Source organism: Mycobacterium sp. D16Q16 (genome assembly GCF_002013745.1).
Lineage (GTDB): Bacteria > Actinomycetota > Actinomycetes > Mycobacteriales > Mycobacteriaceae > Mycobacterium.
Genome location: NZ_MAEY01000004.1, coordinates 364,964 through 384,542, shown reverse-complemented (window position 1 = coordinate 384,542; position 19,579 = coordinate 364,964). Strand labels below are relative to the sequence as shown.

General features: G+C 63.9%; 20 protein-coding genes. 18 read left to right on the top strand and 2 right to left on the bottom strand.

Features of this window, described 5'->3' with window-relative positions:
* Positions 1–171 precede the first annotated feature (171 nt).
* Genes B4394_RS06475 through B4394_RS06445 form a run of 7 tightly spaced genes read left to right on the top strand, consistent with a single transcriptional unit; the run spans position 172 to position 8,356 of the window.
* Complete coding sequence (locus B4394_RS06475) at positions 172–1,026, top strand: metal-dependent hydrolase (protein ID WP_070953487.1); 855 nt, start codon at positions 172–174, stop codon at positions 1,024–1,026.
* Between the two features lie 29 nt (positions 1,027–1,055).
* On the top strand, positions 1,056–2,627 hold the full coding sequence (locus tag B4394_RS06470; protein WP_070953486.1) for a flavin-containing monooxygenase: 1,572 nt from the start codon (positions 1,056–1,058) through the stop codon (positions 2,625–2,627).
* Positions 2,624–3,544: an SDR family NAD(P)-dependent oxidoreductase gene (locus tag B4394_RS06465; RefSeq protein ID WP_078314513.1), complete on the top strand. Its 921-nt coding sequence runs from the start codon at positions 2,624–2,626 to the stop codon at positions 3,542–3,544. The genes B4394_RS06470 and B4394_RS06465 overlap by 4 nt, the downstream gene beginning before the upstream one ends.
* 9 nt (positions 3,545–3,553) lie before the next feature.
* Complete coding sequence (locus tag B4394_RS06460) at positions 3,554–4,504, top strand: SDR family NAD(P)-dependent oxidoreductase (RefSeq protein WP_070950626.1); 951 nt, start codon at positions 3,554–3,556, stop codon at positions 4,502–4,504.
* Between the two features lie 4 nt (positions 4,505–4,508).
* The gene (locus tag B4394_RS06455) at positions 4,509–5,393 is read left to right on the top strand and encodes a metal-dependent hydrolase (protein WP_078314512.1); all 885 of its coding nucleotides are present in this window, start codon (positions 4,509–4,511) and stop codon (positions 5,391–5,393) included.
* A gap of 53 nt (positions 5,394–5,446) precedes the next feature.
* Entirely contained in the window at positions 5,447–6,517 is a 1,071-nt protein-coding gene (locus B4394_RS06450) for a PDR/VanB family oxidoreductase (RefSeq protein WP_078314511.1), read from the top strand.
* A 15-nt stretch (positions 6,518–6,532) separates the two neighbouring features.
* The gene (locus B4394_RS06445) at positions 6,533–8,356 is read left to right on the top strand and encodes an SDR family oxidoreductase (protein WP_070953482.1); all 1,824 of its coding nucleotides are present in this window, start codon (positions 6,533–6,535) and stop codon (positions 8,354–8,356) included.
* 14 nt (positions 8,357–8,370) lie between these two features.
* Here B4394_RS06445 and B4394_RS06440 read toward each other — a convergent pair whose 3' ends face one another.
* A complete protein-coding gene (locus tag B4394_RS06440; protein ID WP_070953481.1) occupies positions 8,371–9,147 on the bottom strand; it encodes a class I SAM-dependent methyltransferase in 777 nt (258 codons plus the stop codon).
* A 219-nt stretch (positions 9,148–9,366) separates the two neighbouring features.
* Between B4394_RS06440 and B4394_RS06435 the strand changes: the two genes are divergently transcribed.
* Genes B4394_RS06435 through mca form a run of 3 tightly spaced genes read left to right on the top strand, consistent with a single transcriptional unit; the run spans position 9,367 to position 12,398 of the window.
* The gene (locus B4394_RS06435) at positions 9,367–10,947 is read left to right on the top strand and encodes a flavin-containing monooxygenase (RefSeq protein ID WP_078314510.1); all 1,581 of its coding nucleotides are present in this window, start codon (positions 9,367–9,369) and stop codon (positions 10,945–10,947) included.
* Positions 10,937–11,482, top strand: coding sequence for an SRPBCC family protein (locus B4394_RS06430; RefSeq protein ID WP_078308188.1), 546 nt, complete (start codon positions 10,937–10,939; stop codon positions 11,480–11,482). The genes B4394_RS06435 and B4394_RS06430 overlap by 11 nt, the downstream gene beginning before the upstream one ends.
* 46 nt (positions 11,483–11,528) lie before the next feature.
* Positions 11,529–12,398 (top strand): mycothiol conjugate amidase Mca, encoded by an 870-nt coding sequence (gene mca, locus B4394_RS06425; protein ID WP_078314509.1) that lies wholly within the window; start codon positions 11,529–11,531, stop codon positions 12,396–12,398.
* 3 nt (positions 12,399–12,401) lie between these two features.
* On the opposite strand, the gene B4394_RS06420 is transcribed toward mca, so the two are convergent.
* Positions 12,402–13,217: a DUF3109 family protein gene (locus B4394_RS06420; RefSeq protein ID WP_078308532.1), complete on the bottom strand. Its 816-nt coding sequence runs from the start codon at positions 13,215–13,217 to the stop codon at positions 12,402–12,404.
* A 34-nt stretch (positions 13,218–13,251) separates the two neighbouring features.
* Here B4394_RS06420 and B4394_RS06415 point away from each other — a divergent pair, with 34 nt between their 5' ends.
* The 8 genes from B4394_RS06415 to B4394_RS06380 all read left to right on the top strand — a co-directional run bounded on the left by B4394_RS06415 (position 13,252) and on the right by B4394_RS06380 (position 19,385).
* Positions 13,252–14,199 (top strand): Ppx/GppA family phosphatase, encoded by a 948-nt coding sequence (locus tag B4394_RS06415; protein ID WP_078308194.1) that lies wholly within the window; start codon positions 13,252–13,254, stop codon positions 14,197–14,199.
* 66 nt (positions 14,200–14,265) lie between these two features.
* Positions 14,266–15,519 carry an Rv0497 family membrane protein gene (locus B4394_RS06410; RefSeq protein ID WP_078308197.1) on the top strand — a complete coding sequence of 418 codons (1,254 nt, stop codon included), beginning with the start codon at positions 14,266–14,268 and terminating at the stop codon, positions 15,517–15,519.
* 16 nt (positions 15,520–15,535) lie between these two features.
* The gene (locus B4394_RS06405) at positions 15,536–16,381 is read left to right on the top strand and encodes a sugar phosphate isomerase/epimerase family protein (protein WP_078314508.1); all 846 of its coding nucleotides are present in this window, start codon (positions 15,536–15,538) and stop codon (positions 16,379–16,381) included.
* Between the two features lie 5 nt (positions 16,382–16,386).
* Positions 16,387–17,226: a thioesterase family protein gene (locus tag B4394_RS06400; RefSeq protein WP_078314507.1), complete on the top strand. Its 840-nt coding sequence runs from the start codon at positions 16,387–16,389 to the stop codon at positions 17,224–17,226.
* Between the two features lie 29 nt (positions 17,227–17,255).
* Positions 17,256–17,711: a nitroreductase/quinone reductase family protein gene (locus B4394_RS06395; protein ID WP_078308204.1), complete on the top strand. Its 456-nt coding sequence runs from the start codon at positions 17,256–17,258 to the stop codon at positions 17,709–17,711.
* A 10-nt stretch (positions 17,712–17,721) separates the two neighbouring features.
* Positions 17,722–18,165 carry a nitroreductase/quinone reductase family protein gene (locus B4394_RS06390; protein WP_078308208.1) on the top strand — a complete coding sequence of 148 codons (444 nt, stop codon included), beginning with the start codon at positions 17,722–17,724 and terminating at the stop codon, positions 18,163–18,165.
* Positions 18,166–18,261: 96 nt separating this feature from the next.
* The gene (locus B4394_RS06385; RefSeq protein ID WP_078314621.1) at positions 18,262–18,882 is read left to right on the top strand and encodes a DJ-1/PfpI family protein; all 621 of its coding nucleotides are present in this window, start codon (positions 18,262–18,264) and stop codon (positions 18,880–18,882) included.
* Complete coding sequence (locus B4394_RS06380) at positions 18,879–19,385, top strand: MarR family winged helix-turn-helix transcriptional regulator (protein WP_502688374.1); 507 nt, start codon at positions 18,879–18,881, stop codon at positions 19,383–19,385. The genes B4394_RS06385 and B4394_RS06380 overlap by 4 nt, the downstream gene beginning before the upstream one ends.
* Positions 19,386–19,579 lie beyond the last annotated feature (194 nt).

Here is a 19,579-nt window from a genome sequence, read left to right as displayed (position 1 = left end):
CAGGGCGCCTTCTTGTGTCCTGTCGCTGGGCCGACCGCTGATCGGCCCAGCGTCGTGTTGCGCCCTTTTCATCTGCCGCGGCGTATTGCGCCCCATGCCGCCGCCGTCTTATGGTGTACTCCAGGTAGTACTTTGAGTACTAGTAACTTACCGTCACAAGGGAGTGATGACATGGTGAGCCCAGCTGCGGCGTACCCCAAGACTCGGCGGATCAGATTTCGTTTCGGCGATGACGGCAATGCCCACAAGTACTTCGTGGAAGACGACATTGTGTACAGCCACTTCGTCGCGGGACTTTCGGGAGGCTTCCCGCCTGGGGAAGAGGGATTCATCCGTTCGGTGCGCAAGTTCTCTGACCAGATCACCGATCCAGTGCTCAAGAAGCGTGTCGCGGGATTCATCGGGCAGGAGTCGGTACACGGGCAGGAGCATCGCCGGGTCAACGAGAAGCTGGTCGAAATGGGCTATCCCATCGCCTGGTGGGATTCGCAGAAGCAGATTGACCGGTTGATCCGGTTCGAGAACATGCTCCCCGCCCACGCGCATCTGGCGTTCACGGCGATGGCCGAGCATATGACCGCGATCCTCGCCGAGCGGCTGCTGGGCAGTGATGAGGTGCAGGCCATTCCGGGTGATCCCGAGGTCTGGCATCTGCTGAACTGGCACGCTTTGGAGGAGCTGGAACACAAGTCGGTGGCCTTCGATGTGTATCGCGCGGTTGGCGGTACCGAGACGATGAGGATCGGGCTCACGCTGGCCGCGATGACCATCGTGCCGCCGCTGACGCTCGGCATCCTGGCGGGATCACTGCTGTCCGATCCGGTTGCGCGGCGTCAACCGCTTCGACTGCTGAAAGAAGCGCGGGGACTTTTCGGCGGACCCTTGTTCAAGGGAATTTTGGGAGACGTCCGCAAGTATCTGCGACCGGGCTTTCACCCCGACGACATCAACACCGATGAACTGCTGGATCGTTGGCAGAAAGAGCTTTTCGGCACCAAGGGCATTCTCGTCGACCATCTCAAGTAGCCCGCGACACGTCAAAGGAGACGCGAACGGTGAGCACTGCCGCACGGCATTCAACGACGGCCGAACTGACACTACCCGATCACGAGGTAGCGGTGATCGGGGCCGGATTCGGTGGAATCGGAACCGGCATTGCATTGCAACGCAAAGGTATCCACGATTTCGTCGTCATCGACAAATGGGACCAGGTGGGTGGCACCTGGCATGCGAACACCTATCCCGGTGTCGCAGTTGACATCCCGTCAGTGGTGTACAGCTTCTCCTATGAACAACGTGGCGATTGGTCGCGTCTGTTCGCGCCGGGGGACGAGTTACAGCACTACGCCGATTTCATGGTGGACAAGTACGGACTGCGCGAGAAGCTGCGATTAGGGACAAGCATCATCCGCGCGGAGTTTGATGAGCGAAACAGCTTGTGGCGATTGACTACTGACGGCGGAAAGGAAATTACCGCCAGATACTGCGTGATGGCGGTCGGTGGCCTGGAACGCCCGAAGATGCCCGACATTCCAGGAGTCGATGACTTCGCCGGAACGCTCCTGCATACCGCACTGTGGGATCACGATGTGGCGCTTGAGGGTAAGCGTGTCGCGGTGATAGGGACCGGGGCGACCTCCTTGCAGTTGGTTCCGGCCATCGTCGACCACACCAGCCATCTCACGGTCTTCCAGCGCACACCAATCTGGGTGGGGCCGAAGTTCGATCTCGAAATCGGCTCTCTTGGGCGGAGGGTGCTGGGAAATAGGCGGATTCGTTCTGCCATCCGATCGGTGGCGACCGTCGGTATCGAGCTAGCGATGAGCGGTCAGGTGGCCGGCCCGGCCTGGCTGATCAACGCGGTTCGCCGTGCCGGCGAGGCGCCGATGCGCCGCTGGATGCGCGAGCAGGTCCATGATCCCGTCATCAGGGAGAAGTTGATCCCCCAGTACGGGTTGGGTTGCAAGCGCCCGTCGATGTCCAATGAGTACCTCAAGACGTTCAACCGGAATGACGTCAGTTTGATCACCGAATCGATCGAATGCGTGACGCCCACCGGAGTGCGTACGGTGGACGGGGTTGAGCACGACGTCGACGTGCTGATCTGCGCGACGGGATTCAAGCTGTGGGACAAGGGTTCTGTGCCACCATTCCCTGTCCTCGGGCGCCACGGACAGAATCTTGGCGACTTCTGGGACAAACACCGTTTCCAGTCCTACCAAGGGGTTTCAGTGCCCGGGTACCCCAATATGTTCTCCATCACCGGGCCGTATGGATTTGTCCTGGGGTCCTACCTGTGGATGATCGAGGCGACATCGGCGCACTTGGCGCGGGCCATCGCCGAGACCAAGCGCCGCGGAGCCACCGTCTGCGAGATCCGGCAGGAGGCCCACGACCAGTACTTCCAGAAGTGCCTGAAGCGGCAGGAGAAGAATTTCCTGTTCACCGATGTGTGCGCCGGTTCGAATACGTACTACCTGGATCAGAATGGTGACTCGCCATTCCGGCCGACGACGCACGGCGAGATGTACTGGCAAAACCGGCATTACAACCTCGACGTATATCGCTATTCAACGGGCGCTGTGGTTCCCGAGATCGTGGCATCGACCGTCGGCGAGAGTGCATGAGAAACAATCCGCTGGAACCCCGGTTGGTGGTGGTGACCGGTGCGGGGAGCGGTATTGGGCGAGCGACCGCCATCCGATTCGCCAAACGCGGTGCTTACGTGGTGGTTACCGATCTGGATCTGGACACCGCCAATGAGACAGTGGATCTGATCCACGCGGAGGGGCGCAACGCATCGGCTGTGCAGCTCGATGTCACCGATCCCGCCCACTGGGAGGATGTTGCCCGCTATGTGTCCATCGAACATGGCGTGGCGGACGTGCTGGTGAACAACGCTGGAATTGTGGTCAGCGGCCCATTCCTGAAGCTGAGCGCCGCGGACTGGGATAAGCAGTTGTCCGTGAATCTGATGGGGGTGGTGCACGGATGCCGGGTCTTCGGTGAGCAGATGGTCGCGCGTGGGGGAGGCCACATCGTCAACATTGCCTCGGCGGCGTCTTACACGCCGACCGCGGTGATGGCACCATATTCGGTGTCCAAGGCAGGGGTGAAGATGCTCACCGAATGCCTGCGGCTTGAATTGGGACCCAAGGGTGTTGGCGTGAGCGCGGTGTGCCCCGGATTCATCAACACCAATATCGGTCTGCACGGCACCATGGTGGGCGTCGACCAGGAAATCGTTAATGCAAGCCAGCGCAGCATGCAGAGAATGCGCGACGTCACGGAGAAGCTGCCGTGGACGCCGATGAGCCCCAACCTCGTCGCGCGGGCCGTGACCCGTGCGGTCCGTCTGGATCTCGTGGTGGTTCCGGTCAAGCTCGAATCGTGGTTGGGGTACTTCCTGTCGCGGGCGTTCCCGGCCCTGAACAGGCGACTGATGTCTCCGTTCGGTATCGACAGATTCGAGCGTCTGGGTGAGCGTGCGGCGGCCAAACACACTGAGTGTCAGGCTCCGATTCTTGTCGAGAGCGTGCGGTAGGAGACCAAGGTGAAACTCAACAAACTCGAGCCCCAGCTGGTGGTGGTGACCGGTGCAGGCAGCGGCATCGGCCGGGCCACCGCCATTCGATTCGCCAAACACGGCGCCCACGTGGTCGTTTCCGATATGGATCTTGACTCTGCTCAAGCCACCACGGCCATGATCCGCGCCGACGGCAACACGGCATCGGCGGTGCAATTGGACGTTACCGATCCGGTTCAGTGGGAGACCTTCGCGCGTGACGTACTCGCCGACCATGGCGTAGCCGACGTGCTGGTGAACAACGCTGGAATCGCCTTGGGCGGGGCATTTCTGAAACTCAGTCCGGCCGACTGGGACCGGTTGCTCTCGGTGAATCTCATGGGAGTGGTGCATGGGTGCCGGGTCTTCGGTGAACAGATGGTTGAACGCGGCAGCGGGCATATCGTCAACATCGCCTCGGCAGCGGCCTTCACGCCGACGCCGGTGATGGCTCCGTACTCGGTGTCCAAGGCCGGGGTGAAGATGCTCACCGAATGTCTTCGCCTGGAACTTGGTCCGAAAGGTGTTGGTGTCAGCGCAATTTGCCCAGGATTCATCAACACCAATATTGGGATCAACGGAATAACTGTGGGCGTGGACCAAGCCATGGTCGATCGGGGTAAGGAAATCATGCTCCGGGTGCAGGAGTTCGCGGCCAGCCTGCCGTTTTCCCCGATGAGCCCCGACCTGGTGGCGCGCGCCGTCCTACGCGCGGTGAAGTACGACCTTGCGGTGGTGCCGGTGCGCACCGAGGCATGGCTCGGGTACGTCCTGGGCCGAGTGGCGCCGGGAATCAACCGTCGTACCACCCAGGCATTCTCGATCGAGCGAGCCGAGCGATGGGGAGCCTGGGCGCTGGGCAAGCTGGATGATCTGAATCTGCTTCCGCGCCAAAGTGGCGTCGAGGAGGCTCGAAAGCCCACGGCAGCACGGAGGTAGACAGATGAACGACACATCAGACATCGGCGATGTGGCGCTGCATGCGCGCAACGTCACGTTCGACTTCTCGAACTCCCCGTTGCAATGGATCCCGAATGAGCCGGTGGCCTCACATGCACTGTCGGCGCTCAACTTCATGTTGCCTGCCGGCGAGCTGTTCTTTGTCGAGGTGTTCGGCCGGGCGCTGCCGCATATCAAGGATGACAAGCTGCGTGAAGAGGTCATCGGCTTTATCGGTCAGGAGCAGCTGCACTCCGACACGCACGACAAAGCGCTGCTGCAGTACTTCGGGCAGCACGGTATCGATGCACAGCCGCTGCACGATCTGACCGACCGGATGCTCGCCATCTTCAAACGGCAGACGGACCGGCTCCCACCCAAGGCGCAATACCGGGCGATGGTCGAAGGTGTGGCGATTATCGCGGGCCTGGAGCATCTCACCGCCACCGCCGGAGACTGGCTACTCAACTTCGACTTCGAGGGTTACGGTGCGGACCCGGTGATCACCGACATGTTCCGCTGGCACGGTGCAGAGGAAGTCGAACACCGCAGTGTGGCTTGGGATCTTGCTCGGCATCTTGGGGTCGGACGCCCCCGGATGCTGGCGTACTTTATCGGTTCCTGCGCGACAATCCCGGTCGGGCTTGTCTTGCTCAGCTGGCTGCTCGCACGTGCCGATCCGGGCCTGCCGAAGGTGAGCCTGGCGCGCTGGACTCGTGAAACCAACAAGGCGATGAAGCGGGGCGTCACCTTGAAGTGGAGTGTCTTGGGGGAGGGGTTCCGGAGCTTTCTGCGGCCCGGTTTCACTCCGGAATCGATCGGGGACACCGCACAGGCGGTCGCGTATCTTGCCAAGTCTCCGGCGGCCAAAGCCGCGGCCGCGGCATGACGCGGGCACTCCCGGTGGCGGCCCCGACGGGCCGTCACCCACTCGGCTGGGGCATGAAAGTTCTTGACGTCGTGGGGCCGCCCGCCGTCGCCGCATTGGGTAAGACACTGCCCGCCGTGCTGCGGCTGAGCCCGTTGTTGGGGCCCGTGCGTCAACCCACATGGGTGGACCGCTCACTGAATCTGGTTGTCCGGGAACGTTCGGTAGTCGCTGCCGATCAGGACGTGGTGGCTTTCACGTTGGCCGCCGTGGGTGGTGGAGAACTGCCGAGGTGGCGACCGGGCGCACACCTGGATGTCACCTTGCCGTCGGGGGCTGTGCGTCAGTACTCGTTGTGCGGTGACCCGCGCGACCGGTACCGGTACCGGATAGCGGTCAGGCGCATACCCGAAGGCAAGGGGGGATCCATCGAGCTGCACGACACGGTGCGCGTTGGAGACGTGCTCGGCGTCAAAGGGCCGCGAAACGCCTTCCCGCTGGCCACTACCGGTCACCTGAACGCCGGGGTCCGCCAGTTCCATTTCGTGGCCGGCGGCATCGGCATCACACCGATTCTGCCCATGCTGGCGGTCGCCACAGAGCGTGGGCTGCCCTGGACGATGACCTACGCCGGACGCAGTAAGGAGTCCATACCGTTCCGCGATGAGCTGGCCCGATACGGCGAGCGGATCACCGTCCGTACCGACGACGAGGGCGGGATGCCGACGGCAGCCGATCTGCTGCCGCCATTGCATCCCGATCTGGCGGTGTATTGCTGTGGGCCCGGCCCCATGCTGAAGGTGATTCGCGATGCGGTCGCTGAGTACCCGGGCGCAGAACTGCATTTCGAGCGATTCTCGGCTCCGCCGATCGAGAATGGGGTGCCATTCCAGGTGCAGCTGGGCGGGGGCGGCCCGGTGCTGGATGTCGGGCCGCAGAACAGTGCACTGGTTGCGGTTCTCGCGGCCCGACCCGGCACGCCGTACTCGTGCAGGCAGGGCTTCTGCGGCACCTGCAAAGTCAAGGTGCTCGCGGGCAACCCCGATCATCGCGACACCCTCTTGACCGAAACTCAGCGCGCCGAAGGCCAGATGCTCTTATGTGTGTCTCGTGCCGACGGCGGGCGACTGGTACTGGACATCTAAGAACGGAGACATGGGATGACTCTCACGACAGAGCGCGCCGACGGAGTGACGAACGACGTCGTCACCGAACACGTGGTGCGCAACGGGGATATCGACGTCGCGTACTTCATTCAGGGCAACCCGGATGGGGAAACCCTACTGCTGGTGCACGGATGGCCCGATTCGCATCACCTCTGGGACGGTGTCACGCCGCTGCTCAGGGACCGCTTCCGGGTGGTTGCCATTGACAATCGCGGTGCGGGAAAGAGCACCAACCCCAAGAGCTTCCGTGACTTCCGGCTCGCCGAGATGGCCAGCGACTACGTCGCGGTCGCGGATGCGGTGAGCCCCGACAAGCCCGTGCATGTCCTGGGCCACGACTGGGGCAGCGTCGCGATGTGGGAAGCCATTTGCAATCCCGACCTGGAACACCGGTTCTCCTCGTTCACCTCGGTGTCCGGCCCTTCTGCGCATCACATGAGCCGGTGGGTGCGCTCGCGACTCAGCAGCCCCACGCCGAAGAATGTGGCGCTTGCCCTCGGGCAGATCGGCTCGTTGCTGTACATGTTCGGGTCGATGACCCCCGTCATCCCCAACGTTCTGCTCAAGCTCGCCATGAACGAAAACCGTTGGCGTGCTGGACTGTCCGTCGCCGAAGGTGCACCTGTCGAGCAAATTCACCTCGGGCCGACGTTCATGAGTGATATCACCAGGACATTGCGTGTCTACCGGGCCAATGCACTACCGGCGATGCTGCACCCACAGGACCGCCACACCGGTGTGCCCGTCCAGGTGATTGTCGGCACCCGTGATCCCGCGGTGCGCCAGTCGAACTACGACGACGAGCTCAAATGGAACCAGCGGACATGGCGGCGAGTGGTCGACGGTGGCCATTGGCTGCCGTTCTCGCACCCGAATGTGCTCGCCACGGCGGCTGTCGAACTCATCGACGCGGTATCGGGCAAGGAGCCCGACCGCGCATTACGAAGGGCAGAAATGGGTAAGAGCCGCAAGCCGTTCGAAGACCAGCTGGTGGTCATCACGGGAGGGGGCAGTGGTATCGGCAGGGAGACCGCCCTCGAATTCGCCCGACAGGGTGCCGAGGTGGTGCTCTCGGACGTGAACCTCGACGGTGCCAACGAGACCGTCACGCTCATCGAAGAGGCCGGCGGTGTGGCGCACGCCTACCGGCTCAACGTCGCGGACGAGGACGCTGTCAACGCGCACGCGGAGGAGGTCGTCGAGCGGCACGGTGTACCCGACGTCCTGGTGAACAACGCCGGAGTGGGTGCCGCGGGCGGCTTCCTCGACACACCCTCGGAAGAGTTCCGCCGTGTTATCGAGATCAACCTGTTCGGAGTGGTGAACGGCAGTCGGGCATTTGGCGCGAAGATGGCCGAACGTGGACTCGGCGGGCACATCGTCAATCTTTCCAGCATGGCTGCCTACAGCCCGCAGAAGGCCTTCACCGCATACTCGACGAGCAAGTCCGCCGTGTTCATGTTCTCGGACTGCCTGCGCGCCGACCTCGCCGCCAACAACATCGGTGTCACCACCATCTGCCCCGGCGTGGTACACACCAATATTGTTGCCAACACCAAGATTTCGGGTGTGGATGCTGAGGAAGAGGCGCGGATGCAACAGGCCGGTGACAAGGCCTATGCGATGCGTCGATACGGCCCCGACAAGGTGGCGCGTCAGATCGTGAACGCGGTACGTAAGAATAAGCAGGTCGTGCCCGTGACACCCGAGGCCCGGCTACAGTATCTCAACAACCGGCTGGCGCCGGGCCTTACCCGCTACTTCGCATCCAAGGCGGGTATGACCGACCTCATCAAATTGGTGCCCAACAAGAAGTAGAGAGCGCTCCGCCGTCAGGTCGCGATGCGCAGCGCGGCCTCGCGGCGGGCGCGGATGAATTGTCCCTGGCCGGTGAGTGTTTGATCGATATCGGTCCACCCCTGAGCACGTAGCCAACCGGTGACTTCTTCGCGACCGAACGCGCGGAAGCCGCCGATGCGCATGGCTCCGGTGACACCCGGTAGCGATGCCGCCGGGGTGCGCAGGGATGTGAAGATCACGATCTGGCCGCCGGGTCCCGCGACTCGGCACAGTTCTCGCACGGCCTGTTCGGGATTCGGGATGAGGTAGAGCGCGGCGAGGCACACCACGGTGTCAAATGTCGCGTCGGCGAACGGAAGTGCGTGCGCGCTCCCACGGATGTAGTCAATGTGTTCGGCCGAGTTGTCGCGCACTGCCCGCCGCAGCATGGGGCCTGACAGGTCCAGGCCGATACACGCGCCGTCGTTGCCGAGCTGCGCGGCGAGTTCGCGGGTGTACAGACCGGGACCGCATGCGACATCGAGGATCTTTAGATCGCCGCGGCCGGCGATCTCGCCCATCAATGCGGTGTGGGCCTTGAGGGTGCTCTTGCCGCCATAACTGAATCCGCGGGTGAACATCGGCCGCCAGGCGCGCTCGTAGATCGCCGCCAGCAGCCGGCTCTGCATGAATCGGTTGGCCAGGGACACCGGCTCGTCGTCCTCGGGGCCGAGCACGTCGAGATAGCCGTGCTCGCGCGTGGGGGACTGTGTGATCCGGGTGGGATCCACGAACGTCTCGGCGAGCGTCAGATCTGGCTGGTTGCCCACGGTCCCTCCAGTGCACATCGGTTGATTCGAAATTAGTGAAACGGATAGTACTGGATACTTATGGTCACGCATAGACCTGTGATGTGCGAGTTTGCGCAGAACCATGCGACCGGCAGGGCTTGTTATTTAGTGAATGGCATGTCAGTCTATTAAATATGTGAGCGGGGGACGGGTGGGGAAGAGCCGTGTGCGCGCCGCAAGTAATGGAAGGAACGTGCCGTGAAACGAACCGTGGATCCAGCCCTGGGTCTGCATGATGAACCCGACTACGAAGTCGCGATCATCGGCGCCGGGCTGGGTGGCATCTGTGCGGCCATCAAGTTGCTCGAGATGGGTATCCAGGACTTCGTCATCATCGACCGGGACGAGGACTTCGGAGGCACGTGGCTGCGCAACACCTACCCCGGAGTGGGTGCCGACATCCCGACCGTTGCCTACCAGTTCACCTTCGCGCCGAAGGGGGATTGGCAACGATTCTTCGCCACCGGCGCCGAAATACAGCAGTACGCACTGGATTTGGTCACCGAGCACGGATTGCGTGCCCACGCGAGGTTCGGTACGTGTGTCGAACGAGAGGTGTTCGACGAAGAGAATCACCTTTGGCAGGTGCATACCGCCGACGGTGAGGTCATCTCGTCGCGGTTCCTGATCAGCGCGATAGGCGCCTACATCAACCCGCGAACGGCCCCGGATATCCCAGGGCTGGACACCTTCGCGGGTCCGATCCAGGTGCCGTCCCGATGGCAACACGATGTGGACATGCGCGGCAAGCGGGTCGGAATTGTGGGCGTGGGAAGTTCCACCGTGCAGATAGCACCGGCCATTGCCGGCGAGGTGGAGCACCTCGATGTGTACCAGCGGACGCCGCAGTGGTACTTCCCGAAACCAGACTTCCGGATGCCGCGCATACTGCAGCGGCTGTTGGCGGGGCGCAGATTCGCCAATACAGTCAACGGGATTGCCTTGGGGGGCATAGAACTTGGCTTACGGGTTCTGATCTACACGCCCAAGCCGTTGTTCCGGGCGGGGGCAGCGATCTTCGACAAGGTGGCGCTCTGGGCGTATCGCGGCTGGCTCCGGCACAAAGTGAATGATCCCGAGGTGCGCGAGCAGCTGCGGCCGCGGTTCGGGGCGGGCTGCACGCGCGGCACGCTGGGGGCGGACTACCTCCCGACCTTTAACCGGCCGAACGTGACACTGGTATCGAACGGTATCGACCGGATCACCCCGACGGGCATCGTCGACAAGGCGGGTGTCGAACGCCCCGTTGATATTCTGGTGCTGGCCACCGGGTACGAGATGTTCTCGGACCCGGAAACCTATCGGCTGGGAACTGTGCTGGGGACCAAGGGATTCGACCTTGCAGAGTTTTATCGCGACAACGGGCTGCAGGCCTACCAAAGCACCTCGGTCCCGGGCCTTCCCAACAGGTTCATGCTGGTCGGTCCGTACTCGTGGACCGGAACCAGCTTCCACTACATCCTGGAGAACTCGATGCGTCACATCGAGGCCGTCCTCAAGCTCGCCCGTGCCAAACGGGCCACCTGGGTCGAGGTCACGCAGGAGGCGCTGGACGACTTCCAGGCGAACATCGCCCGCAGCGGCGCCAACCTGAATCGGTACTTCACGGTGAACTGCGCGGGGTCGAACAGTTACTTCATCAACTCGCAGGGCGACACACCCTATGTGCGGCCGTGGACGGTGTTGCAGTCATATCGGCGCAGTGTCGCATTCCCTTCGGGTGCTTACGATTTCAGGTCCATCAACAGCCCAGTGAAGGAGATCGAACATGCGATTTGACGCAGTCCCCGTCGAGCTCGACGGGGTCGAGGAGTTCTTCGCCACCGCGCCGTTCGTGACTCGTGTTCGGCGCACTTTCGACGCACCTCCCGAGGAGGTATGGCGGGTGGTGTCGGGCGACCGCATGTGGTCGTGGCTGCCCTCGGTCTGGGGTTGCCGGTATCCGCAGGACATCACGCCGACCGCCGGCACCGTGCGGGATTTTCAGATGTACATCCATTCCTGGATGGTGTTCGCCCAGCACGAGCAGATCATTCACTTCGATGCCCCCCGCGTCATGCGGTACACGGCGCTGGATGCCACCCTGCCGGTATTCGGGTCGTGGTGTGAGGAGTATCGGGTTGTGCCGGAGTCTGATCCCGGCAAGTCCACCGTGGACTGGACACTGGCCTGCGCGCCGCGATACCTGACGAACATCCCGGGATCGCAGTATGTGATTCGCCCGGTCGCCGCCATCCTCAAGCCCGTCTTCTGGTTCGGCCTGGGTGGTCTCGCGCGTGAGCTGCCGGTGCGCGGTCCGCAGCGCACCGGCTGATCCCGGCCGGGGTGCCCCCGCGTTCGCGTTGTGTTCCACTGAAAACATGCGGTTGATGGCGGTGCATGCCCACCCCGACGACGAGTCGAGCCGCGGTGCGGCGACCCTGGCCAAGTACGCGGCCGAGGGGCATGAGGTTCTTGTCGTCACGGCCACCGGCGGGGAGCGTGGTGACATCCTCAACCCGGCAATGAATCTGCCGGGCACTCACGAAAATCTGACGGATGTGCGTCGTGAAGAGATGGCGCTCGCGGCGAAAACTCTTGGTGTTGACCATCACTGGCTGGGTTTTATGGACTCCGGTCTGCAGCTCGACTCCAGTCTGTTGCCCGAGGACGGGTTCGCCCGGGTGCCACTGGCCGAATCGGTGCCCCGCCTTGTCGAGGTGATCAGGCATTTCCGGCCGGACGTGATGATCACCTACAACGAATGCGGTGGCTACCCGCACCCCGATCACCTTCGCTGTCACCAGCTCGCCGTCGCCGCGTATGAGGCGTGTGAAGAGGTGGGCAAGCTCTATTACTTCCACGAAATTGTCAGGGTGACACCGGGAATGGTGAAGCTCGCCGGAAGGATGGAGCGGATCATCGGCCGTATCCCATGCCGGAGATCTAACGCAGGCCCAGCGGATCCCCGAGCGGGCGATGTCGCGGTCCCCGGTTGGGTGCGGCGGGTGGGCCTGCTGACCCGGCGGCTGCGAGGGCGCCGGGTGACCACCGAAGTCCCCTGCGCCGACTACTTCTCTGTACGTGACAGGGCCTTGCGGGCGCACGCGTCGCAAGTCGATCCCAACGGGCCGTTCTTCCTGGTGCCATGGACCTGGCAACAGCAGCTGTGGCCCACGGAGAAATTCGAACTCGCACGCACCCGCATCGCGACGACCGCGCCCGAGACCGACCTCTTCGCCGGTTTCTGACCGTTAGTGGGGTGCCGCGGCAACAGTCGCCGGATGCACCGCGATCAGTCCCAGCCCCCGGCGGCGCTTGCACATCGCCGCCAGCTCTGCGTAGGCCTTCTCGCCCAGAAGTTCCGTCAACTCGGGGCCATAGGACTGCCACACCTGCTTCTTGCCGACGTGTGCGGCCGGGTCTCCCGTGCAGTACCAGTGCAGGTCGGCGCCACCCTCACCCCAGCCGCGACGGTCATACTCGGTAATCGTCGTCTTGAGGATCTGCGAACCGTCCGGCCGGTCCACCCATGCCTGCGTCCGCCGAATCGGCAGCTGCCAGCACACCTCGGGCTTCATCGTCAGCGGCTCGACACCCAGCTTGATGGCCTTGGAATGCAGGGCACAGCCGATGCCGCCCGCGAAGCCGGGACGGTTCAGAAAGATGCACGCACCCTTGTACTTGCGTGTGCGCCACTGCTTTTCCCCGTCGAGCTCGTCCTTCTCCAGGTAGCCCTTGCGGCCCAGCCCCTTCTCCCGGAATTGCCAGTCCTCATCGGTGAGCTGTTTCGCCGAGTCGTCGAGCTTCGCCCGATCGTCGGCATCGGAGAGAAACGCCCCGTGTGAGCAGCAACCGTCGTCGGGCCGTCCGGCAACCGTGCCCTGGCAGGCGGGAGTGCCGAACACACAGGTCCAATGTGATAGCAGCCAGGTCATGTCGGCCTTGATCAAATGCTCAGGATTCTCCGGGTCGTAGAACTCCACCCATTCGCGGGCGAAGTCGAGCTCCACCTCCTGGCCGTCGAGGGAGGCGTCACGTCCAAAGGGCTGTTTTGGCAGCGTCGTCACAGATGTAAACGGTAGACCCACTAACGTGTGCTGCGTGCGATTAGGCGTGCTGGATGTCGGCAGCAACACAGTGCACCTGTTGGTGGTCGATGCCCGACGGGGTGGACACCCCACACCCATGAGTTCCACCAAGGCGGCACTGCGTCTGGCGGAGGCCATCGATGAGTCCGGCAAGCTCACCCGCAAGGGCTCCGACAGCCTGGTGCACACCATCCAGGAGTTCTCCAAGATTGCCCACAGCTCCGGCTGCGCGGAGATCATGGCGTTCGCCACGTCGGCCGTTCGGGACGCCACCAACTCCGATGAGGTGCTGACACGTGTCAAGAAGGAAACCGGCGTGGATCTCGCCGTGCTTTCCGGTGTCAACGAGTCGCGGCTGACCTTCCTGGCGGTGCGGCGCTGGTACGGCTGGAGCGCTGGACGCATCATCAACCTCGATATCGGCGGCGGCTCGCTGGAGCTGTCCTGCGGTGTCGACGAGGAACCCGATATCGCGTTGTCCCTGCCCCTGGGCGCGGGACGATTGACCCGAGAGTGGTTGGCCGAAGATCCGCCGGGACGACGCCGCGTCGCTATGCTGCGTGACTGGCTGGAATCGGAACTGGTGGACGCCGCCAAACAGATGGCGGCGGCCGGAGTGCCCGACCTGGCCGTAGCGTCCTCGAAAACGTTCCGGTCGCTCGCGCGACTCACCGGTGCGGCGCCTTCCGGCGCAGGACCACGAGTTAAGAGGACACTTACAGCAAGCGGACTGCGCCAGTTGATCGCGTTCATCTCGCGAATGACGACCGCAGACCGTGCGGAGTTGGAGGGAGTCAGTGTCGACAGGGCGCCTCAGATCGTCGCCGGAGCACTCGTTGCGGAGGCAAGCATGCGTGCTCTGTCGCTAGAGGCGGTCGACATCTGTCCGTGGGCTCTGCGCGAAGGGCTAATTCTGCGCAAGCTGGATAGCGAAGCCGATGGCACCGCACTCGTTGACTGAACCCGTCCGACACGGCCTCGGAGCCGCGACGCCGGCGACATTCAGCCTCGGACGGTAGGAGAGGACATGACCGACTCAGACGACACGCAGCGGCCGGTATCGGTTGCCGAGCTGCTGGCACGCAATGGTGCCGCTGATGGCAAGATCAGCGGCCACCGCCGCAGGATGCGGGGCAATGCCGACGCGATCCCGGTGGCCGAGCTGACCGGCGAGATCCCCGTCATCCGTGACAAGAAGGGTGGACGGGCGCGCCCCAATCCGGCGCCGTCGCCTACTGCGGAAACCTCGACGACGCCCGAGATACCCAAGACGCCCGAAACGGGAGCACGTTCCTACCTGCGCTCCAACGAGGATGCGTTGTTCGGCGGCGACAGCATGGCCGACGAGGCCGCGCGTCGCGGTACCACTGCTTCGGCGACGCCGGCTCAGCCTTCCTCGATGGCGTCGCCGCTTCGCAGCATCTTCCCGCCGACCCCCACGCCCGTCGCCCGGCCCGGCGAACCGCGCAAGTCGATCGACTTCAACGACGCCACCGGTGTCATCTCCCCGATTCCCAAGGAACCGCCCGCGGCTGAGCCGGCGCCCGCGCCGAAGCCCGCCGCGGTCGCTCCCGCCCCACCCACGGCGCAGCCTGCGCCCGTGGTGCCCGTCCCTCCGGTGTCTCGCCCCGAGCCCGTCACACCGGAGCCAGAGCCCGAGCCTGTCGCCCAGCCGCAGGCCGTCGTCGCCGAGCCGGAGACTCACGAAGACGAGCACGTGGAGGCCGTGGAGGCTGTGCAGTCTTCGGACCACGCGGAGTACGAAGAAGACGACGAGTACGAGCAGTACGCCCACGCACCCGCCGTCGAATGGACCTCACACGACGCCGAGCAGGATGTCGAGGACGACGAGTTCGAGGGCGAAGAAAACGACTACCAGCTGGAGCGCGAGCTGCAGGAGCTCGTCGGCGCGCACGGGGGTCCGGCCGAACCCGAGGCCAGTCAGTTCGCCGATGGTGAGGCCGACACCGGCGAGTCCGACGCCGAAGCCAAGGCCGACCGCCGGGAAAAGATCAAGACCTATCTACAGGGCAGCTGGATCGCCGCGCAGTACCTGCTGGCCGCGGCCGTAGGCGCGGGCCTCTTCTTCGGCTTCCGGGAATTGTGGAGCTGGAACCAGGGCATCGCGTTGATCCTGGGTGTGTTGTTCATCGCAATCCTGGTCGCCTCGCTGTGGGTGATTCGCAAGACAGTCGACCTGGCCAGCATTCTGATCGCGATCGTGGTGGGAGCTCTGATCGCGTTCGGCCCGCTTGTCCTCATGCTGCAGTCGGTGGATTAGGTAGCGTTATCCAACCGTGCGCCCTGCGATCAAGGTTGGTCTGTCCACGGCCTCGGTATATCCACTCAAAACCGAAGCGGCTTTCGAGTACGCGGCCCGGCTCGGGTACGACGGTGTGGAGCTCATGGTGTGGGCCGAGGCGGTGAGTCAGGACGTCGCCGCCGTCGCGAAGCTCTCCCGCAAGTACGACATGCCGGTGTTATCCGTGCATGCCCCGTGCCTACTGGTGTCACAGCGCGTCTGGGGTGCCAACCCGATTCCGAAGCTGGAACGCAGCGTCCGGGCCGCCGAAAAATTGGGTGCGCAGACCGTTGTCGTGCACCCACCATTTCGGTGGCAGCGGCGGTACGCCGAAGGGTTCGCCGAACAGGTTGCTTCGCTGGAGGATTCGAGTGACGTACACGTCGCGGTGGAGAACATGTTCCCGCTGCGGGCCGACCGTCTGTTCGGTGCCGGGCAGTCATCGGTGGAACGGATGAAGCGCCGCGGCGGCAGGCCCGGAATCGGAGTCTCCGCCTTCGCGCCGTCGTTCGACCCCACCGACGCCAACCATGCCCACTACACCCTCGATCTATCGCATACCGCCACCGCCGGGACCGACGCGGTGGAGATGATGCGCCGGATGGGATCGGGGCTGACGCACCTGCATCTCACCGACGGCACGGGTGCGTCCGTCGATGAACATCTGGTGCCGGGCAAGGGAACTCAGCCGGTCGCGCAGGTATGCCGGGAGCTGGCGTCCGGCGACTTCACCGGACAGGTGGTGCTGGAGGTGCACACCTCGACGGCGCGCACCGAAGACCAGCGCGAGACGATTCTGAGGGAGTCGCTGGAGTTCGCCAGAACCCATCTGGTGCGATAGGTGGCGTGGTTAATGCTCCCTTCGCGCAAGCAATGTCTCTCACGCCCGCGGGCGACGGGCTGTTTGACGCGCACCTAAACGACATCTGGACCATCGGACCCAAGCTGCACGGCGGCGTCATGCTCGCGCTGCTCGCGGGAGCTGCACGAGGGACGCTGGCTGAGGGTCTTCGCGCAAGCGGCTCATCCGCGGGCGAGAGCGAGCCCATCGCCGTCAGCGCGAGCTACCTGTTCGCCCCTTCTCCCGGTGACATGCAGGTGCGTACGTCCGTCCGTAAGCAGGGCAGGCAGATCTCCCTCGTGGATGCGGAGCTCGTCCAGGGTGGACGCACCGCGGTACACGCCGTCGTCACGCTGGGCACACCTGAACTGCATGTGGGCCCCCTGCTGACGGCCCTGCCGCCCGCGCTCACTCAGCTGCCCGCCGAGCCGCCACCCGGGGTGGCCCCGATTGCCGCCGGCCATCCGATGGGGGACATCTTCCATCTGTTCGGCGGGATCGACGTGCGCCCCTCCCTGCGCTCGATGAGCGACCTGAGCGAGCGGGGCAAGCCCGAGATCGTGCTGTGGGCACGCCCGCGCGATATGGCGCCTGACGGGTTGTTCGCCTTGGTCTGTGGCGATATCTCGGTACCGGTGACCTTCCCGCTGGGGCGCTTCGGCTGGGCGCCCACCGTGCAGCTGACCACGTATCTTCGTACGCTGCCTTCGGACGGTTGGCTGCGAGTGTTGTGCAGTACCAACCAGATCGGCCAACACTGGTTTGATTCCGAACACACGGTCATTGACTCCGAGGGTGCTCTGGTGGTGCAGTCTCGCCAGCTCGCCATGGTGCCGGTAAACTGATCGGGCTACTCGACTGGAGGGTGCCGACCATGGGTGACAAGCAGAAGACGCCTGACTGGGCCGCCGAGCGGGGCGCCTGGGTGCTCGAGAACGGGCACCGCGCCTTGTTGAAGCTGACCGGCGGCCGCTGGCCGCACAAGCTCGGGTTCATGCCAACGCTGGAGCTGCACACCATAGGGCGCAAATCCGGTGAACGCCGGTCGTCCTTGTTGAGCTCGCCCATCTTCACACCGGAGCGGATTGTCGTGATCGCGTCGCTCGGCGGCGCCTCGCACCACCCGGCCTGGTACCTGAATCTCGTGGCCAATCCGAATGTCGAGATCACGGTGCGCGGACAGACCAAGCCGTACACGGCGCGCACCGCCTCGCCCGAGGAGAAGGCTGCGCTCTGGCCGGAGATCACCCGGGGATTCGGCAACCCGTACGCGGGATATCAGCGCAGCACCACCCGGGACATCCCCGTCGTCATCTGTGAACCGGTTTAAGGAGATTTCTGTGAGCACACAACCTGATTGGGCAATCCGGACCGGCGCATGGTTCCTGGAGAACGGACACCGGGCGGTGCTCGCGCTCACCGGCGGCCGGTATCCCAAGAAGGTGCTCGGCATGCAGCCGGTGGAGCTCTACACCATCGGTAGCAAGACGGGACAGCGCCGCGGCACTCTGCTGACCGCGCCGATCTATGAGCCCGACAAGGTGGTGCTGGTGGCCTCCTACGGTGGGGGCACCGAGAACCCGGCCTGGTACAAGAACCTCGTCAAGAACCCGGCCGTCGAGATCGCCGTGGACGACGTAGCGCGTCCCTTCACGGCGCACACCGCCTCTGCCGAGGAGAAGGCCGCGCTGTGGCCGGCGATCGTCAAGGCCAACCCCGGGTATGCGGGATACCAGAAGAACACCGACCGGGAGATCCCGGTCATCATCTGCGTACCTGCGTAACCGCCGCGGGCCTGCCCGCGAGTTTCGTGGTGGCTGGTCGCGCCGCCACGGTATCCCAAATTGACAGCATGCTGTCGTATTGACAACATCATGTCGATGACACCTTCTGTCGCTCACGTGGCCATCTACGACGGGCTGGCCGACTCCGAGATCGGGCACCTTCTTGTCGAATTGAGAACCGGCCGCTTCACCCGGGCGAAGGTGAGAATCGTGACCGTCGCAGCTTCTCGCCTGCCCGTGACGACGATGGGGGGCCTGCGTGTGCTTCCCGATCTAGTGTTGTCTGAGCTCGACGTCGCGGCCAGCGACCTCTTGATACTCGGCGGTGCGCACATGTGGGATGACGGAGGCGGGGCCGAGTTCATAACTACGGCAGAGCATTTCCTAGAGGCGGGGGTACCGGTCGCCGCGATTTGTGGGGCTACTGCGGGGCTTGCTCGGGCCGGCTTACTCGACGAACGCGACCACACCAGCGCCGCGCCGGACTACCTCGTAGCGACCGGTTACCGCGGTGGGTCCCGCTACCTCGACGAGCGTGCCGTGCTGGACGGAGACCTAATCACCGCTGGCCCCCAGTCGCCCGTCCAATTTGCGTGCGCCGTCTTGCGGCGCCTGGGATTGGCATCGGAAGCCACACTCGCCGCCTACGAGGCCTTGTTCGACCGCGCAGAATTGGCGGCCTTCGCGACGCTCGCCGGAGTGCAGCAGGCGTCGTGACCGAGATACGCGGCCATCCTCCGGAAGGGGTACCTGCGCCAGATTGGCCTGAACTGCCCGCGCGAACGCACGGCGGGGACTTGCTGAGCGAGATCGTCCTGGCGACCTTCCGGCTCAATGCCCGGTTCCTGGATGCGGCTCAACAACTCGCCGCGAATGGCGACATTACCGCCGCATGGTGGCAGGTTCTCGGCGCCATTCTCGACAGCCCGCGCGCTGTGCCAGACATCGCCCGTCGCATGGGGATGACCCGCCAGGGAGTACTTCGTGTGGCTGACCTGCTCGTCGAGAAGGGTCTTGCCGAGTACCTGCCGAATCCGGCTCACCGTCGAGCCAAAATGCTGGCCTGCACGCAAGCGGGGAATTGGGCTGTTCACCGGATAGCCGTGGCTCAACGCCCCTGGGCTGACCGGATTGCTGATTCGATCGACGACCAACAACTTGAGGATGCGCTGGGGACCATGCGGCAGCTGATCGCGCGTCTCGGGGCTGACTCGCGGTGACGCCCTGCGGGTAGATCACCGCTCTGGTCTCCCTGCATACGGGAAGCGTAGGAGTGCACGGAGATTCCCGGCCGCATCGCTCCGGAGGCTGCCGACTGCATCACGCGCGGATTGCGTTAGGTGTGGGTGAACTGAGCTCTTGATTGTGAGCTGCCTCATACTCAGGATGGTTACTAGGTCAATGTCGACACTAG

Coding starts and splice junctions, on each gene's coding strand:
- mca (WP_078314509.1), top strand. CDS start 11,529: ATGCGGTTGATGGCGGTGCATGCCCACCCCGACGACGAGTCGAGCCGC.
- B4394_RS06430 (WP_078308188.1), top strand. CDS start 10,937: ATGCGATTTGACGCAGTCCCCGTCGAGCTCGACGGGGTCGAGGAGTTC.
- B4394_RS06465 (WP_078314513.1), top strand. CDS start 2,624: ATGAGAAACAATCCGCTGGAACCCCGGTTGGTGGTGGTGACCGGTGCG.
- B4394_RS06455 (WP_078314512.1), top strand. CDS start 4,509: ATGAACGACACATCAGACATCGGCGATGTGGCGCTGCATGCGCGCAAC.
- B4394_RS06395 (WP_078308204.1), top strand. CDS start 17,256: ATGGGTGACAAGCAGAAGACGCCTGACTGGGCCGCCGAGCGGGGCGCC.
- B4394_RS06410 (WP_078308197.1), top strand. CDS start 14,266: ATGACCGACTCAGACGACACGCAGCGGCCGGTATCGGTTGCCGAGCTG.
- B4394_RS06450 (WP_078314511.1), top strand. CDS start 5,447: ATGAAAGTTCTTGACGTCGTGGGGCCGCCCGCCGTCGCCGCATTGGGT.
- B4394_RS06445 (WP_070953482.1), top strand. CDS start 6,533: ATGACTCTCACGACAGAGCGCGCCGACGGAGTGACGAACGACGTCGTC.
- B4394_RS06475 (WP_070953487.1), top strand. CDS start 172: ATGGTGAGCCCAGCTGCGGCGTACCCCAAGACTCGGCGGATCAGATTT.
- B4394_RS06385 (WP_078314621.1), top strand. CDS start 18,262: ATGACACCTTCTGTCGCTCACGTGGCCATCTACGACGGGCTGGCCGAC.